Genomic DNA, 15,709 nt, shown 5'->3' on the forward strand with positions numbered 1-15,709 from the left:
GATTGCATCCTTGGCGTTTGCTGAAAGCGGCCCTGTGCCCGCACGCGAGATCTGCTCAAGCAAGTCAATAATCTGCTTGCACCATCTGATGAAATCCCCCGGTAGTAAATCGGCGGAGTCTAGAACTAGATCCAGTTTCGCTCCGGTGGCCCAGCGAAAAATCGGATAGCAAAGATCTAGCTCAATTTTGGAAGAACGTGGCAGCTTATGTTTTTTGGACAGGAACTCAAGGTCCTCCCAAAGCTGCTGGGTTTGCTCGATAACTCCTTGAAAATTTCCCTTAGGAACCCGAGGCTCGAACCCTTCATCATCTCTTCTGGGCTCATAGACCAAGGCCGCTGCCATGGCAGCTAAGCCAGCAGCATCGAGTATGTCCCAAGTCTTGTGGCGGATTGCCTCTGAGACCAACAGATCTCTTTCACCGTATATACGGGCGAGCATCCGACCAGAGTCGGTAACTGCAAGATCTGAATCTTCATCATCCAGGTAATCCAATTCGATTAGAAGCTCGCAGATCTTGTCAAATGTTGAAGCTACCTGATTGGTACGACCTTCGATCTGATCAATAGTTGCATTTGTTTCACGCTGCATCTTCCACCAGCGTTCAGCCCATCGCGCGTGGCCTTCACGGTCCTTGCAGGAATGGCAAGGATGAGTCTTCATGCGCACCTTGAGCTCGGCCAGCTTTCTTTCGAGCTCGTGCCTGCCTTTAGTCTGCCTAATGTCTTTTCCTCGTTCAGCACGAGTATTTCCAACCGCCAGAACCTTTTCTATGTCTGTTAGCTCACGCCTAATGGATGAGTAATGGAAAAAGTCTCCAAGATGGCACTCCATGGACTTTGCGTAGCCATCAAGTGAAATCTGTTTGTCACGTATCCCCCTTGCCAGTCCAACTACCGATCGATCGGCTTGAAATTGTGCGAAGGAGGTCTCCAAAACCTGTCGTGCTCTTGATCGACCAAAAGCATCAATTAGATTCACGGCCATGTTTGCCGTTGGCTTGAAAGGGCTTACAAGTGGGTAGCTACGTCTGCTTGCAAGTCCGGCGACACTTGCGGGGTCGAGATTTCCCGACCACTGAATTACGGAGTGACCGAGCGTGTCAATTCCTCGACGTCCGGCGCGACCAGTTAGCTGCGTGTATTCACCTGGGGTAATTTGCACACGGGACTCCCCGTTGAATTTATCGAGTCTTTCAAGAACCACAGTTCTTGCTGGCATGTTGATTCCTAGCGCCAGAGTCTCGGTAGCAAAAACTACCTTGACAAGCTTTTTAAGAAAAAGTTCCTCAACAACCTCTTTGAAAGCAGGCAACATACCAGCGTGATGGGCCGCTATTCCACGCTCCAAACCACTTAGCCAATCAAAATAACCAAGCGTGTCTAGATCTTCCTCGGCAATCGAGGAGCACTTGCGTTCCACAATCTCTCGGATTTCGTCTTGTTGCTCACGACTTGTTAGCCGCACTCCTCGCTGAAGGCAAGATCTGACGGCCGTATCGCAGCCAACTCTTGAGAAGATGAAGAAGATTGCTGGCAATAGATCATTGTCGTCGAGAATTTCAACCGCTTCAGGCTTTGAGACTTTAGGTATTCGAGACAGACCCCTATCAAATGAATTGTTTGATTTCTTACCCTTGTTGATTTTGCCTATTGGCACTCGAAGCTTCGCTGAATGCCTACGAACAAGCTCCGCGCTCACTCTTTGACCTTTGGTTCCAGGCTCGAAAAGTTCCAGCAGTTCATCACCAAACAAAACGTGTTGGTCAAGAGGTACTGGCCTCACCTCGGACACCACAATTACCGTGTCACCGCGAACTTCGTCTAGCCAAGCACCAAACTCCTCGGCATTTGAGACGGTAGCGCTCAGAGAAACTAGGACGACGTCTTTAGGGAGGTGCAAAATCACTTCTTCCCACACCGCACCCCTAAAGCGGTCGGCGAGATAGTGGACTTCGTCCATAACCACATACCCAAGGTCGATAAGCGACTCCGAGTTGGCGTAGATCATGTTTCTAAGAACCTCGGTTGTCATAACAACAATTTGCGCTTCTGAATTATTGTTTATGTCGCCTGTGAGTAGACCAACACGCTCTGCGCCATAGCGCGTAACCAACTCGGCGTACTTCTGGTTACTCAACGCCTTGATGGGTGTGGTGTAAAAAACCTTCTGGTTTCTCTCGATTGCTAGATGAATAGCGAACTCCCCGACAACGGTTTTCCCTGCGCCGGTTGGTGCGGCCACCAGAACACCTTTACCGAGCGCAAGTGCCTCACAGGCCTGCTCTTGAAAGGGATCGAGTTGGAAATCTAGGAGTTCAAGAAAGGAGTCGAAGCTAGGACTTGCCCTTTTTGATTTAGCACGCTGAAATCGCTCGGACGCGGAAAGATTCTCCATGTGCACTAGCCGGTTGCTTGCGGGGTCTCGAGTTCAGAATCAATCTTGGCCGACTTACGCACCAGTTGTTTGTCATGCAAGGTCGCCACACCAGCTGCGACAAAGTAGAGAATCAATAGAGGAACCATGAGCAGGAACATGGCCATTGGTTCGGCAACTGGAGTTGCGATTGCACCAACCACCGCGGAGGCGAATATTGCCATGCGCCAAGACTTGAGAATGTTTTGGGCGGTGATAACCCCAGCAAAATTGAGAAGGACTAGAACAACCGGTAAAACGAAGGCGATACCAAACACGAGAAGAATTCGAATTGTAAACAAGATGTAGTCGCTGGCATTTATTACGTTGGCGCTACCCTCAGGGGTAAATCCAACAAGAATCTCAACAAATGTTGGAAGAGAAGACCATGCGAGAGCTGTTCCTGCGAGAAACAGAGGAACAGCCACAACAACGAACCAGATTGTGTATTTGCGCTCCTTCTTTTTGAGGCCAGGTGTTATGAAGGACCAAATGTTAAATAGCCATACTGGCGAGCTCATCATCACACCAAGAAAAATAGAGACCTGCAGCCTTACGTCAAACGCTGAGACAACAGTTGGAAAGTTTATGGTTGCGTTAGAGCCAGCTTGATTGGAAAGTTCAACGATGGGTCGCTGCAACTCAGCGAACACGGCGTCGAACATGAACCAGCCGGCAATAGAACCAGCGAGTAGGAAGGTTGCCGACCAGAAAAGTCGATTACGAAGCTCTTTCAGGTGACCCGACAGGCTCATCTTGCCTTCGGGGTTTTGCTTCTTGACCACTTAGTTCTTAGTGGTGTTCTCACCCTCAACAGGCAAATCGGCCTGCTTGGTGTCGTCTGTTGACTTGATCTCCTTGCGGAACACCCTCATCGACTGAGCAAGAGACTTAGCTAAACCTGGAAGCTTTGGTCCACCCCATAGCAGCAAGACAATTGCCAGAATAATGATCCATTCCCAGCCCTGTAGACGCATTTTAATTCCTATCCGCTCAAGTTCTTATTGGATAAGCCTACGCTCTCCAGCTATCTTTCGTTAGCCTTTGGGGCGCCGAGGCTTCTTGGCTGGTGTTTCCTGAGTCTTGGCCAGGTCCGAATAGAACTTCACGGCCTCTGGGTATAGCACGGTATCTTTCTGGAACCTAGCTAGGTGGTTTGTAAATGGGTTGAGTTTCTTGGCAAGCTTTGCACCACTTATAGTCAACCTAGTCAGCGCAAGTATCAGAATTATGAGTCCAAGCCCCATTGCAATCAACCATATCCAAAGCTCCATTTGGCTTACTCCACGTTCTCGTTAGAAGGGCTGGACCCAAGCGCGCGACTCGCGTATTCAAAAACCACTCTACGGGCAGCCTCTGGTTCGAGTACTCGGACGTGCCCCGAATACTTTGAGACAACTCTGCCAAGAGTTGAGATGTCACCGATGGGTATTGTTACCCTCAGTGTCTTATCGCCAACCGCAGGATACTCAGGCTTGTAGTCAGCAAGCATTCCAAATCCCGCTGGATCAATGTCAAATACAACGTCCGTGTCACTTTCGCTTACTGAATAGATTCTTGAAGCATCGATTTCGGAATACTTCGCTCGAATCAGTGTCTTTTCGTCAAGGGCTATGTCTCGCATTCTGTCGAGGCGGAATACTCTAACTTCCTTCTTGGTGCGACAGTAGCCCCTGAGATACCAAATTGAGTCATTTGATTCCATGGCAATCGGTTCGATCTGTCGTGATGAAACTTCGTTTGCCGCGTTGATGTAAGAACAGCTCAGCAATCTATCTTCACTTATGGCCTGCCGTGAGAGTGTCACTTCGAGATCAACTCGTGAGGGGTGGACTTTGAAAGGCAGCTCGCTGGTGCGCTTTCCACCACCGGAAAGCAGATTCATGAGCTCTGCAACCTCGACCTTGTCTTGGTCATCCAGAACTGACTCAAGGTAGGAAAGACCGCTTGCGATTGCCGCGGCCTGTCTGGTCGAAAGCCGTGGAACTGATTCGAGGGTTGGAGCGAAACTAACGTCTACGATTCCTTCTTCCAAAAGGTCGTAATCAAGAAAGAACAGCTCGTCTGGTCGATACATACCGACACCAGACAACGATATTGTTACTACTGCGTCACGGATCTCTTGTTCGGATACGCCAAAGTGTTTAGCCACATCTTCAATTTTTTGCTGCCTGTTCTGAATCAAGTATCCAGTTAGTGCCAACATAAAGTTGTATCGTTCTGTTCCAGAGATTTTTGAGCTTTTAGGCATGCGAGACCCTCACCGCTTCAAGCTTCACTTTTAGAATGTCTGCAAGCTCTGGTGGCGACAAGATCTCAATGTGTTCAACAAACTCCATTAACTCTTCTGCCAACAAGTGAATGTCCATAAAGGAAATGTCGAACATCTCTTGTTCTGCGTCCAGGTCAAAATGGAACCAAGCGGCACTCCGAGCAGGAACTTTGATCCTCGCCGTCGATGCTCGCTTATGGCTATCGAGCTCGGCGATAGCCGCATTAACCTCAGATTTGCTAGGTGGCTCAAATGTGAAGTCTTGGATGTCCACCTCGGAGCAGATGCGTCTAAGCAAAAAGTTGCGTGGCTGCTCCCTATCCAGGTCATAGCCAAGAAGTAGCCACTGGCCAGAAATGTTCTGGATGATCCAAGGCTCAACATTTCGAACCTCAGATTTTGCTTGATCGGGTTTGCGGTAATCAAAAGAAACCCTCGAAGATGTTTCGATAGCTGTAGAAAGCGGGAGGAATGAGAGCTCATGAGTTCGAATTCTGGGCGCAATTCCAATGAGACTCGAGGCGTCGGCAGGCTCACCCATCGCCCTAATGCGCATAATCGCGTTGTTGGCGTCTCTAGAAAGCGATGCTTTGGCCCAAACCTGCGCGGCAAGATTCATTAGGGCAACTTGCTTTGCGTTTAACTGGGCACCTCTCGGCCAGACAAAGTCCTCGTTGGCTATGAGATATCTGAATTCCTGATTGTCATCCATGTCCTCGGCTGGGATAAATGACCTCCAGGCCACTCCGACTTTTGTTAGCAGCACCTTATCTCGCTCGAACAAACGACTGAGTGATTCGTTGTCTCCGCCTTGGATGTAACGCTCTTTGTATCCTTGTACAGTTGAGAAGATCTCAGCTTTGGTTAATCCCTGACTGGATACCAACAGAGCGCACGTGAGATTGAATAACCGCTCCGAGAGGTCAATTTTTGCTGGCATCAGCTATTGGCTACTGGTTCCTAGGATGTCGATCACGAAAACTAGAGTTGAGTTTGGCGGGATAGTTTCACTTCCTTGCTGGCCGTAACCCAAAGCTGGCGGAATAACTACTATGACTCTTGACCCGACTGATTGACCGACCACTGCACTCAAGAACCCTTCGATCAGCTGTCCTGGGGCCACGACAAATTGTGCCGGAGAGCCTTTATCCCAGCTCGAGTCAAACTTGGAGCCATCAGCCCATAAAAAGCCGCTGTAGTGCATGGTGACGTTGTCGCCTGACTTGACTGTTTCACCGGCGCCCTTGATTAGCTGCGCGATACGCAAGTCCGCTGGTGCTTCCGTGTTGGGGATTGTAATCCCGGGTATACCAGCGGGGGTTGTCACTACAGCTGGCAATCCTGCCTCTGGTGCGACGGCGGAGCCCTCTGCCTTTTCTAGATAGACCCTGGAAAGATCAAAAATGAACACGAAGGAATCATTTGGACCAATGCCAAGACTCTCAACACCTCTGCCGTCATGGGCGTCTTTGGGTGGGAAGATCGCAACTATTCTCGAGCCTTCTTTTGCACCGGCTAATGCGGAGCAAAAGTTAGGAACTGAGTCAGGGCCAAAAAAGCCAGGAGAAGGGTTCTTTCCATCAAAATCTGTTTCCTGAAGCAATTCACCAGTCGCGCCGTTGTAGCCTGCGAACTCGAACTCAATCATGTTCCTACCGGTGAAAACGGCTCCATCGCCTTCAATCACAACCCTTGACTGAATCGAATCCGCTGTGATCGGAGATGCGAATAGAACCGTTGGCTTAGTTAGTGGCTCACTAGAGACTTCGATTGATTCAACTTGTTCGCCGCCTCCCGAAGGATCACAGGCGAGAGTAGCACTTGAGCTGCATCCAGTCAGGGTCAGGGAAACAATTAGAGCGCTCAGGGCAAGTGCTGATTTTTGCAAGAGAATCTTCCTTCGAATGTTTTGAGTCCTAAGCGCTCAAGTTTATACGCTGTGCCTTAGCCAAGCCACGGACTAAGAGGTGGCTTTACGGACGGTCTTTCTAAGCTTCTTTTCTGAAACCTTTCGCTCCCCCAGCCCTTCGGGGTTCCAGGCCAAGATGTCCTGATCTGAGTACTCAGTTGATTTCACCTTGTTTCTGAACTGGGGCAACACAGTGCCCGGGGCTAGTCTTCGAGCTGTAATCAAAAATCCCGTGTGGCCAATCATTCGGTGTTCTGGCCTAACGGCCAACCCCTGTAGATGCCATGGCCTAACTAGCGACTCGAAACCCTCTGGCTCTGTGAACATTGAAGTGGCACGAATTTCCTCGGCAACTCTGGATAACTGGGTCACCGTTGCAACGTAGACAATGACCAAACCTCCAGGCCTGAGCACTTGAGCTACTGATTCGATGCATTCCCACGGAGCAAGCATGTCAAGAACAACCCTGTCGACAGTTTGTTCTTTGAAGACCATAGGTAGCTTCTCTTGCAAGTCCCCCAAGTGGACGCTCCAGTTTTTAGGTCTAGATCCGGTTTGACTCGACACGTTTCCTTGTGCAATTTCTGCAAACTCTGCTCTGCGTTCAAAAGAGTGAAGCTGTCCTGATTCACCAACTGCTCGAAGCAGGTAAAGACTAAGCGCCCCAGATCCAACCCCGGCCTCAACAACTACTGCTCCAGGGAATATGTCACCAGATACCAATATTTGCGCTGCATCTTTTGGATAGATAATCGCTGCGCCGCGTGGCATCGACAACACAAAATCATTAAGTAGAGGTTTCAGGGCCAGATACTCAACGCCGTTTTGGTTTGCGACAACCGAACCATCTGGAACCCCGATGATGTCATCGTGTCGCAGGTCACCGCGATGGGTGCCAAACGTTCCGCCTGGGGACAAAACAATCGTGTTGATTCTGCCCTTGGGGCCAGTTAGCTGCACTTTGTCCCCTGCAGAAAACAATCCGGCATTCTTGGGACTCATTCGAACAGTGCTCGGAAGTCGTTCATTGAAACACCTTCAAGAGTTGGCCAGAGAATTCGCCCTTCAATCATTGGAATCTCAACGATGTGAGTTATTCCAATAGCTTTTGTCCCGGCGGCTTCTGCTGCAGTAATTCCGGTTAATGAGTCCTCGAGAGCGACGCAATGTTTTGGGTCAACTCCGAGCATCGATGCAGCCTTTAGGTACGACTCTGGATGCGGTTTACCCTTGACCACGTCATCGCCACCAACGATGACATCAAAGGCTTCGAAACCGATTTGCTCGGCTACCTTTTTAGCCATTCGATGCATAGAGCCAGTGACTAGTGCTGTCTTGACATTGTTGTCTCTCAGTAACTTCAAAAGCTCTCTAGCACCAGGACGCCAAGGAATAGATTGCTCTAGCTGAGATAAAACGCCATCAGTGATATGGTCAATAATCTGCTGAGGCTCCAACGACGAGCCCACTCGTTCCTTCAATAGCTTTGAGGATTCATAGAGCGACATTCCAATAACCCCAAGGCCATCGTCGTGTCCCCAGTTGCTATCGTGGGCTGCTGCAAAGGCACTCTCGCTGGCTAGCCAGTAGGGCTCCGAGTCAATCAGGGTGCCGTCCATGTCCCAGAGAACGGCAGCAGGAAACGAAGAAATAATCATGATGCTTGAATTCTAGCCTCGCAATTTGCCCTTACAGTTAAGCAAGTAAAAGTCTTCAAGAGGGGCAGATTCGGCAGATTGACAGTAGAAAGCGTGTTACAAGGGCGAGTGCTAATTTGCGCATTCGAGGGTTGGAACGATGCGGCTGAATCCGCAAGTTCTGCGGCAAATATCGTTAGTGAGTCGCTATCCTGCGAAGTGGTCGCAGAAGTAGACCCCGAGGACTATTACGACTTCCAATTCACCAGGCCAACAGTTGCACTTTCCGAAGATGGACACCGTGAACTTACTTGGCCAACAACTAGCTTGCTAGCTTCCACTGACCCGGACCCTAAACTTTCCAGATTTAGCTTGCTAATTGGAACGGAACCGGCAAGAAGGTGGAAGTCCTTCGTTGCAGAGATCGTTGAGATGATTGAAGACCGTGAGATTGAGACAGTCATCTTCCTTGGTGGAATGCTCGCGGACACACCTCACACCAGGCCCATTGCTGTTACCGCCACTAGTCAGAACACTGAAGTGAGGAAAATTGACGGTGTCGAAAAAAGTAGCTACGAGGGTCCCGTTGGCATCGTTTCAACTCTTGGCATTGCACTAGAAGAAGCAGGTATAGCGACGATCGCTCTCTGGGCAGCTGTTCCTCACTACGTTCACACTTCCCCGTCGCCAAAGGCAACACTTGCCCTGGTCGCCGAGTTAGAAAGAATACTTGAAGTTAGCTTCAGCCATGGGGACTTGGCTGACCAGGCATTTGCCTGGGAGCGAGGTATTGATGAGATTGCAGAAAATGACGAAGAGATGGCTGGTTACATCGAACAGCTTGAAGCAAGCCGTGACGAGGTTGATTCCGAAGCCGCTTCCGGTGAGGCTATCGCCAGAGAGCTCGAGAAGTTTCTAGAGTCAGAGCAGCGTCCGCCCGAAGCCTAAGCAACAACTGACCCACTTGAAAGCATCCAAAGCAACCAAAGTCCAACTATTACTCTCCAGGCAACAAAAGGTAAAAAAGAGCCAGATTCAAGGTACTTCAGCAAGTAATGAATAACTGCGAGACCGACAATTCCAGAGACAACCGTTGCAACGATGGTTGCTAGCAACATTTCTTGATTGAGATCTCCGAAAGTGCTGAAAAACAAATACAACCCAGACGCTAGTACTGCGGGAATCGCTAACAGAAAACTGTACCTGGCTGCTGCTTGACGGGTGTACCCAAGTAGGAGTCCAACGGTGATTGTTCCTCCCGATCTGGATACTCCAGGAATCAGTGCCAGTGCTTGCCCAAGTCCAAACAAGACTCCGTGCTGGTAGCTCAGATTTGAAATGCTTGTTCTCTTCTTGCCCACTAGGTCTGCTATGCCAAGAAGTATTCCAAACCCAATTAGCGTGTAAGCAATAACCCATAAGCTACGAACATCATTTTCTATGAAGTCCCTAAAAGCTAGCCCAAGCAGAACAACTGGCACTGTTCCGATGATAATCAGCCAGCCAAGCTTTGCGTCGGCCGTCATGGTCGATTTGGGTTTAGAAGCCCAACCAAACCATGCCGTTACAATTCTCCGAATGTCTTTTGCGAAATAGGCAACCACAGCAATCTCTGTTCCCAGCTGGATTGTTGCTATAAAGGCCGTTAGCTCTGGTCTGGATAAATCGGATAGCCCCATGAGTTGTTGAGCAATCTGGACATGTGCGGAAGAGGAGATTGGAAGAAACTCTGTTAGGCCCTGAACTAATCCCAGTATTAGAGCTTCAATAAAACTCAATTATCTTCTTCTGCAATCGCAATCGGAAGAAACTCGCCGTGCTCTTCGGACAGTGCCTCTTCGTAGTTGATAAAGGCGTCCTCAAGATTGTCGTAAGCCCGCTCCACGCTGGAATCCCCGTCTCCGCGTCTAGCGGCCACAGCCTCATAATGTTTCTCAAGCGCTGCAACAAATTGCGTTAGTGCTATTCGAGGATCAGTAGCCATATCCCAAAACTACCTTCAATCGTCCATGATGCCAAGTACCAGAAGGCTTGAGTGAGCGTCCGTGATACCATCACATCTGGTAAGTCCGGGTGGCGGAATGGTAGACGCGCTAGCTTGAGGTGTTAGTCCTCGCAAGGGGGTGGGGGTTCGAGTCCCCCCTCGGACACTGTCGATTTCGACAGTATGACCTGCTATCTAGGAGACTTGGAACCCTTTGACAAACACCCACATCGGTCTTTTTCGCCATGGTCAAACTGACTGGAATATAAATTTCTTGCTGCAGGGCGTAACAGATATCCCGATGAACTCAACTGGAGTCGAACAGGTTAGAGCCGCAGCGAAAGTACTAAACAGGGACGACTGGGACATGATTCTTACTTCCCCACTTGGGAGAGCTCGCGACACCGCTGCCATTATCGCCGAGGAGCTTGGCTTTGAAGACATCCAGCCGCACGATCTGTTAATCGAAAGATCATTTGGTGAGGCCGAAGGTATGGCTTACGAGCAATGGAAGTCAAAATTCTCAAATCTCGATGAAATCCCCGGCGGGGAATCGAAATCTGAACTTGTTGCAAGATCACAGCTATTGCTTAATGACTTGATCAGTAGTCATACAGGAAAGCGAATCCTTGCAATCTCGCACGGAGCACTGATTCGAACCGTGCTAGCTCTCTCCAGTGAGAATCAGTTGCCTCGAGATGGTGAAAGGCTTGGAAACGCATCGCTAAACATTGTCTCGCACCAAGAATATTTGTGGACTGTAACGAAGTACGATTTGGAACCGCTTAGCCAGTAAGTTCGTCAATCGCGGTCAGAAGTTTGCTTGCAGAGTCGTTCCAGTCAAAGGAATGCGATCGCTTCAAGCACTTTTGACTAGCCTGTCGCCAAGCATCCGTTGCCTCTAGATTCTTTAATGCTGCTACAAAGTCGGCTGGATCATTGGAACTAAAGAATGCTCCGGCAGTTGAAGCAACTTCACGAAAAATCGAAATGTCAGAGACTACAACGGGAATTGATCTAGACATTGCTTCAATCACAGGGATACCAAATCCCTCATCCATAGATGCGCTTACTAGCGCAAAACTCTCATCAAGGGTCTGCATGTATTCAACTTCCGAAACACCGCCCAGAAACTTGATTCGAGAAATGGCCTGCGGAGTTGATCCGGCAAGAAGCTGATTCTTACGATTTGATTGAATTTTGCTGCAAAGGGTGAGTGTGTACTCAGGGAGGTCTTCCATGGCCTTGATAAGGACCTCAACATTCTTGTAAGGCATGAAACTACCAATGTAAACAAGATTCATGGTCTTTGGCAAAGCTTTCACAGTGATCGCAGACGGCATACTAGATGCGTTGTAGACAACATGTATCGGTCTTCGAGTAAGACCATTTCTCTCAATTAGCTCCTTCGTGGTCTCGGAGATTGTGACCACGGCATCTGAACGATTAAGCAGAACACGAACTGGTGTGAAGCTCAGATGGAAAAGCCTCCAGGCAAGTCTTATCGGCCAGGACAGAGTTGCCGGAGGCGTTCGGTGCTTGTAGTAAATCAGGTCGTGAAGGGTGAGTATCAGCTTGTACCTCTTGCCTAACGAACCCATGGTTTGCATAGGAGAAAAAACAATGCTCGCACCTTGCCTGTTAAGCTTTCGCGGTAACCACAACTCAAGCCACGGATTCTTTGGGTCGCTCACAAGAAGGTAATTAATCCCATTTGGAAGCTCTCGAAGCTGAGTTAGGTCGCTCACTAAGGCGGTCACAGGAACCCTTTTAGAAACAGCGCCGAAGAGCTCACTTGAAAATCGTGAGATCCCATCGTGGTGGTCAGCTCGAATGAACCGACAGTCAAAGAAGAAAGTCATTTTGTTTCTTCCAAAAACGAAGTGATGAATGTGGCAGCTTGTTGAGGCGCCTCGTAATGCACCAGGTGACCAACATCTTTGATCTCGACTAGCTTTGCAATCGGGTAAAGCTTGACAACCTCGCGCTGTCTATCGATTGCTGTGATGTCATCAAGCTCGGCGGCCACAACCAGAACCGGGCACTTTATGGATGCAGCCATAATCGACAGATCAGTGGAAATCGAAGCATCGTAGCCTTCGGTTGCAACCCTGACTGATGAAAAATCGCTGAAGTTCATCAGATGCTGCTTGTGTATCCAGCTACGTAGCTTGCGATCTTTGGTCTTCGCCATTACAGAACTCATTACCATTACGGCAATTGGGCTCCTTAGCAACCACCCTCCGATTGATTCTGGAAGTTGGTTGCTTAGGTGATAAAAAGCTGATGTGATTCGTGTCAAGAACGCTCTTGGCCCAGATAGTGCAGGGGCAGATACAGGATTTATTAGGACAATCGATCTACATTGTCTCGTTGCTGCATAGCGACCAACGACCAGAGTGCCGAAACTATGACCAACCAGATTCGCCACGCTTGATAGCCCGAGTTCGCTAAGAAACTGATCGAGCCAATTTGCGTAACCGTCCAAGCTATGAGCCCTCGAGAGCTCCCCAGACTCACCAAAGCCCGGAAGATCCGGAACAATAACTCGGTAGTCCCCCAGACCGCCGACTATTGCTTCGAGCCCACGATGATTTCCCCTGTAGCCGTGGATCATCACAATCGTTTGAGGATCTTCCGAAATCGCCGGATATTCGAAGTAGACAAATTCAGCCCCAGAGAGTGTGATCGTTCTTCTCATTCCGCGCAGGCGAGCCATGATGGTTAGTTCCTGTGACAACACGTGACAAGTCTAATCAGGCTCGATAACTGGGTATGAGTAATCCCAAACGATGATGGATTTGCACCCTATTCTTCTAATGTGAACGAACAGTTGAGCTTCGACCTTGGTGACCAACTTCCATGGGCAAAGTCCCTCGCAGTTTTTGACTTGGAAACTACCGGACTCGATCTTGTGGAGGCGAGGATCGTTACCGCTTGCGCTGTTGCCATCGACGAGCAAGGTCAGGTCACTGGTGCCAACATTGAATGGCTAGCAGATCCGGTTATTGAAATCCCCGAAGCCGCCTCAAATGTTCATGGAGTGACAACCGAAATCGCGAGAGCTCGTGGCCGCAATAGCAAGGAAGTTGTTTCTGAGATTTTGGAAACGCTGCGTGGATTCCTTAAGGCGGGCATCCCGGTCGTTGCTTACAACGCGCCCTATGATTTCACTATTTTGCATTACGAGGCCCTGCGCAATGGCTTGGAGCCACTATCCGACCCAAAGCCAATTATTGACCCTTTGGTGCTTGATAAGTTCGTCGATCAATACCGGTCTGGAAAGCGAACACTGCAGGTTGCCGCATCGGTCTATGGAGTTGAGCTTTCAGATGCCCATAATGCAACCGCTGATGCGATAGCGGCGGGCAAAGTGGCTCAAGCTATCGCGCTGAAGCATTCCGCCAAGTTGCCAGCGGATGTTTTTGATCTTCATGACGCGCAGAAAGTTTGGAGCGTCCAACAGGACGATTCATACGAGATTTTTCGGAGAAAGAGCTCTCCAGATTTTACGGTTGTAAGAGGCTGGCCAGTAAAGCTTTAGGAGCCAAAGTTCTTGTAGCGAGAGTTGAACTTCTCTACTCGTCCAGCGGCATCCATAATTCTCTGCTTACCGGTGTAAAAAGGGTGCGAAGCTGAAGAAATTTCAACATCGAAAACTGGGTATTCCTGACCGTCTTCCCACTTCAAAGTCTTGGTGCTAGTTAGCGTTGAGCGAGTTAGAAAGCTCTCACCAGAGGCAAGGTCACGGAAGATAACTGCCTGGTAGTTTGGGTGAATTTCTGACTTCATGGAAAAATCTTTCTTAGGTTCAAGGATTGTGTGCCTATGTGGCAACCAGATAACTATACCAGAGGCGAAACTGGATGACTAGCAGCTATTTTCCTGGCCGTAGGCGGAATCTACCCGCCTCATTGGTGACCTGAAGAGGGTAACCAAACGCTTGGGTAACCTTCTCGGTGGTGATGGTGCTAGTTAGCTCCCCTGCCGCAAATACCTTGCCCTTGCTTAGGATAAGCGCGTGAGTAAAGCCTTTTGGAATCTCCTCGATGTGATGAGTGACCATAACAATTGCCGGTGCGGTTGGAGCTTGCGCGTAGCTTGAAAGAACCTCGATTGTGTGCTCCTTAGCGGCCATGTCGAGGCTGGCTACTGGCTCATCGAGAAGTAAAAGCTCTGGGTCGGTCATTACTGATCTGGCGATTTGTGCACGCTTTTTCTCGCCATCACTGAGTGTTCCAAAAGCCCTGTCGCCATAACCCTCGAGTTGCCACTCTGCGAGCACGCGATTGGCTCGGCGTTTGTCAACATCGTCGTACTTTTCATTCCAACGCCCGGTTATTCCATAACTCGCTGTCATCACAGCGTCAAGGACGGTCTCAGAATTTGGGATGTGTTGCGACAAAGCATTCGAGGCAAATCCGACTCTGGTCTTGAGCTCGAAAACATCAACAGACCCAAGCGTGTGGCCCAGTATCTTTGCTGTTCCCGTGGTGGGCTGAATTTGTGCAGCCGCAACCCTGAGCAGAGTTGTCTTTCCGGCTCCGTTCGGGCCGATTATGACCCAACGCTGATTCGAATCAACTTGCCAATCCAGGTTATTGAGTATAGGTTTGCCATCTCGTTTCACCGTGATGTTGTTGAAATCTAAAACCCTACTCATGTGACTCAGCATAATCCATGACCAGCCAGAGCTATGGACTGCCCTAACATCGAGTTAAGGATTCCTACGTTCTATGGTTGAAATTGGTGGTTGCGCAGTGAGAAAGTATCTACTCGTACTAGATGTTGACTCGACGCTGATCGAACAAGAAGTCATCGAACTGCTTGCAGATAGAGTCGGTCTCAGAGATCAAGTGAAGATCCTCACTGACCAAGCCATGGCTGGAGAGATTGATTTCCGTCAGGCCCTGTTGCAACGCGTTGGCTTACTCGAGGGTTTACGCGCTGAAGTTTTCCAAGATCTTCTCAGAGAAATCAAGATAACTACTGGGGTCCCAGAGCTCATAAGTTACATACATCAATCGGGTGGACTGGTTGGAGCAATTAGTGGCGGCTTTTCTCAGGTTCTCGAGCCACTTGCTAAGGAGCTTGGCCTGGACCTTTTCTTGGCAAACAATCTCGAAGTTGTTGATGGTGTGATTACTGGAAAGATATCTGGCGAGATTGTGGACTCCGATACGAAGGCAAGAACAATGTTGCATTGGGCTGAAGCAAATGGATTCGATGTCGCTGACACGGTCGCAATTGGTGATGGTGCAAATGACGTTGCAATGCTCAAGGCCTCAGGGTTCGCGGTCGCCTTTAGACCAAAGGATGTCTTGCGGCCTCATGCCGATTTGATTATCGAGGGGAATTCTCTAGCGCCAGTTATCGCGGAACTTGAACTACGCTCCAGTTGAGTGCAGACCACCATCGACATGAATCATTTCACCGGTTGTCGCCGGGAACCAGTCCGAAAGAAGTGCAATTACTCCCCTTGCTGCCGCTTC

The 15,709-nt window shown here is 49.4% G+C and carries 19 protein-coding genes, 1 tRNA gene and 1 pseudogene; 5 read left to right on the plus strand and 16 right to left on the minus strand.

Annotation, left to right across the window (positions count from 1 at the left end; all coding sequences use genetic code 11):
* From AC9UES_RS04595 to AC9UES_RS04635, 9 genes are all read right to left on the minus strand, one after another.
* The coding region (locus tag AC9UES_RS04595; protein WP_509527137.1) for a DEAD/DEAH box helicase at positions 1-2,397 on the minus strand (2,397 nt) is incomplete at its 3' end.
* A 5-nt stretch (positions 2,398-2,402) separates the two neighbouring features.
* On the minus strand, positions 2,403-3,200 hold the full coding sequence (tatC, locus tag AC9UES_RS04600; RefSeq protein WP_509527120.1) for a twin-arginine translocase subunit TatC: 798 nt from the start codon (positions 3,198-3,200) through the stop codon (positions 2,403-2,405).
* Entirely contained in the window at positions 3,201-3,392 is a 192-nt protein-coding gene (locus AC9UES_RS04605; protein WP_509524348.1) for a twin-arginine translocase TatA/TatE family subunit, read from the minus strand.
* 60 nt (positions 3,393-3,452) lie between these two features.
* A complete protein-coding gene (locus AC9UES_RS04610) occupies positions 3,453-3,689 on the minus strand; it encodes a hypothetical protein (protein ID WP_509527121.1) in 237 nt (78 codons plus the stop codon).
* A 5-nt stretch (positions 3,690-3,694) separates the two neighbouring features.
* Positions 3,695-4,666 (minus strand): helix-turn-helix transcriptional regulator, encoded by a 972-nt coding sequence (locus AC9UES_RS04615; RefSeq protein ID WP_509527122.1) that lies wholly within the window; start codon positions 4,664-4,666, stop codon positions 3,695-3,697.
* Positions 4,659-5,627 carry a helix-turn-helix transcriptional regulator gene (locus AC9UES_RS04620; RefSeq protein ID WP_509527123.1) on the minus strand — a complete coding sequence of 323 codons (969 nt, stop codon included), beginning with the start codon at positions 5,625-5,627 and terminating at the stop codon, positions 4,659-4,661. Before AC9UES_RS04620 ends, AC9UES_RS04615 begins: the two co-directional genes overlap by 8 nt.
* Before the next feature lie 3 nt (positions 5,628-5,630).
* Entirely contained in the window at positions 5,631-6,575 is a 945-nt protein-coding gene (locus AC9UES_RS04625) for an FKBP-type peptidyl-prolyl cis-trans isomerase (protein WP_509527124.1), read from the minus strand.
* A gap of 72 nt (positions 6,576-6,647) precedes the next feature.
* A complete protein-coding gene (locus AC9UES_RS04630; RefSeq protein ID WP_509527125.1) occupies positions 6,648-7,598 on the minus strand; it encodes a tRNA (adenine-N1)-methyltransferase in 951 nt (316 codons plus the stop codon).
* A complete protein-coding gene (locus AC9UES_RS04635; protein ID WP_509527126.1) occupies positions 7,595-8,254 on the minus strand; it encodes an HAD family hydrolase in 660 nt (219 codons plus the stop codon). Before AC9UES_RS04635 ends, AC9UES_RS04630 begins: the two co-directional genes overlap by 4 nt.
* Before the next feature lie 78 nt (positions 8,255-8,332).
* Here AC9UES_RS04635 and AC9UES_RS04640 point away from each other — a divergent pair, with 78 nt between their 5' ends.
* Positions 8,333-9,181 (plus strand): PAC2 family protein, encoded by an 849-nt coding sequence (locus tag AC9UES_RS04640; protein ID WP_509527127.1) that lies wholly within the window; start codon positions 8,333-8,335, stop codon positions 9,179-9,181.
* On the opposite strand, the gene uppP is transcribed toward AC9UES_RS04640, so the two are convergent.
* Both uppP and AC9UES_RS04650 read right to left on the minus strand, forming a co-directional pair.
* Positions 9,178-10,011: an undecaprenyl-diphosphatase UppP gene (uppP, locus tag AC9UES_RS04645; protein ID WP_509527128.1), complete on the minus strand. Its 834-nt coding sequence runs from the start codon at positions 10,009-10,011 to the stop codon at positions 9,178-9,180. The two genes, AC9UES_RS04640 and uppP, sit on opposite strands and share 4 nt — an antisense overlap.
* Positions 10,008-10,217 carry a hypothetical protein gene (locus tag AC9UES_RS04650; RefSeq protein ID WP_509527129.1) on the minus strand — a complete coding sequence of 70 codons (210 nt, stop codon included), beginning with the start codon at positions 10,215-10,217 and terminating at the stop codon, positions 10,008-10,010. The genes uppP and AC9UES_RS04650 overlap by 4 nt, the downstream gene beginning before the upstream one ends.
* Positions 10,218-10,300: 83 nt before the next feature.
* Here AC9UES_RS04650 and AC9UES_RS04655 point away from each other — a divergent pair.
* Positions 10,301-10,383 (plus strand) — tRNA-Leu (locus tag AC9UES_RS04655).
* A 48-nt stretch (positions 10,384-10,431) separates the two neighbouring features.
* Positions 10,432-11,013, plus strand: a complete 582-nt coding sequence (locus AC9UES_RS04660; protein ID WP_509527130.1) for a histidine phosphatase family protein — start codon at positions 10,432-10,434, stop codon at positions 11,011-11,013.
* On the opposite strand, the gene AC9UES_RS04665 is transcribed toward AC9UES_RS04660, so the two are convergent.
* Positions 11,003-11,977 carry a glycosyltransferase family 4 protein gene (locus tag AC9UES_RS04665; RefSeq protein ID WP_509527131.1) on the minus strand — a complete coding sequence of 325 codons (975 nt, stop codon included), beginning with the start codon at positions 11,975-11,977 and terminating at the stop codon, positions 11,003-11,005. The genes AC9UES_RS04660 and AC9UES_RS04665 overlap by 11 nt on opposite strands.
* 98 nt (positions 11,978-12,075) lie before the next feature.
* Complete coding sequence (locus tag AC9UES_RS04670) at positions 12,076-12,960, minus strand: alpha/beta fold hydrolase (protein ID WP_509527132.1); 885 nt, start codon at positions 12,958-12,960, stop codon at positions 12,076-12,078.
* Positions 12,961-13,038: 78 nt separating this feature from the next.
* Here AC9UES_RS04670 and AC9UES_RS04675 point away from each other — a divergent pair, with 78 nt between their 5' ends.
* Positions 13,039-13,761, plus strand: coding sequence for an exonuclease domain-containing protein (locus AC9UES_RS04675; protein WP_509527133.1), 723 nt, complete (start codon positions 13,039-13,041; stop codon positions 13,759-13,761).
* Here AC9UES_RS04675 and AC9UES_RS04680 read toward each other — a convergent pair.
* On the minus strand, positions 13,758-14,009 hold the full coding sequence (locus tag AC9UES_RS04680; RefSeq protein WP_509527134.1) for a type B 50S ribosomal protein L31: 252 nt from the start codon (positions 14,007-14,009) through the stop codon (positions 13,758-13,760). The genes AC9UES_RS04675 and AC9UES_RS04680 overlap by 4 nt on opposite strands.
* An 85-nt stretch (positions 14,010-14,094) precedes the next feature.
* Positions 14,095-14,880, minus strand: coding sequence for an ABC transporter ATP-binding protein (locus tag AC9UES_RS04685; RefSeq protein ID WP_509527135.1), 786 nt, complete (start codon positions 14,878-14,880; stop codon positions 14,095-14,097).
* Positions 14,881-14,953: 73 nt separating this feature from the next.
* Here AC9UES_RS04685 and serB point away from each other — a divergent pair, with 73 nt between their 5' ends.
* Positions 14,954-15,619 (plus strand): phosphoserine phosphatase SerB, encoded by a 666-nt coding sequence (serB, locus tag AC9UES_RS04690; RefSeq protein WP_509527136.1) that lies wholly within the window; start codon positions 14,954-14,956, stop codon positions 15,617-15,619.
* Here serB and AC9UES_RS04695 read toward each other — a convergent pair.
* Positions 15,605-15,709, minus strand: a pseudogene (locus AC9UES_RS04695) (enoyl-ACP reductase FabI); the annotation flags it as partial. The gene serB and the pseudogene AC9UES_RS04695 sit on opposite strands and share 15 nt — an antisense overlap.

Source organism: Rhodoluna sp. (assembly GCF_044232805.1).
Lineage (GTDB): Bacteria > Actinomycetota > Actinomycetes > Actinomycetales > Microbacteriaceae > Rhodoluna.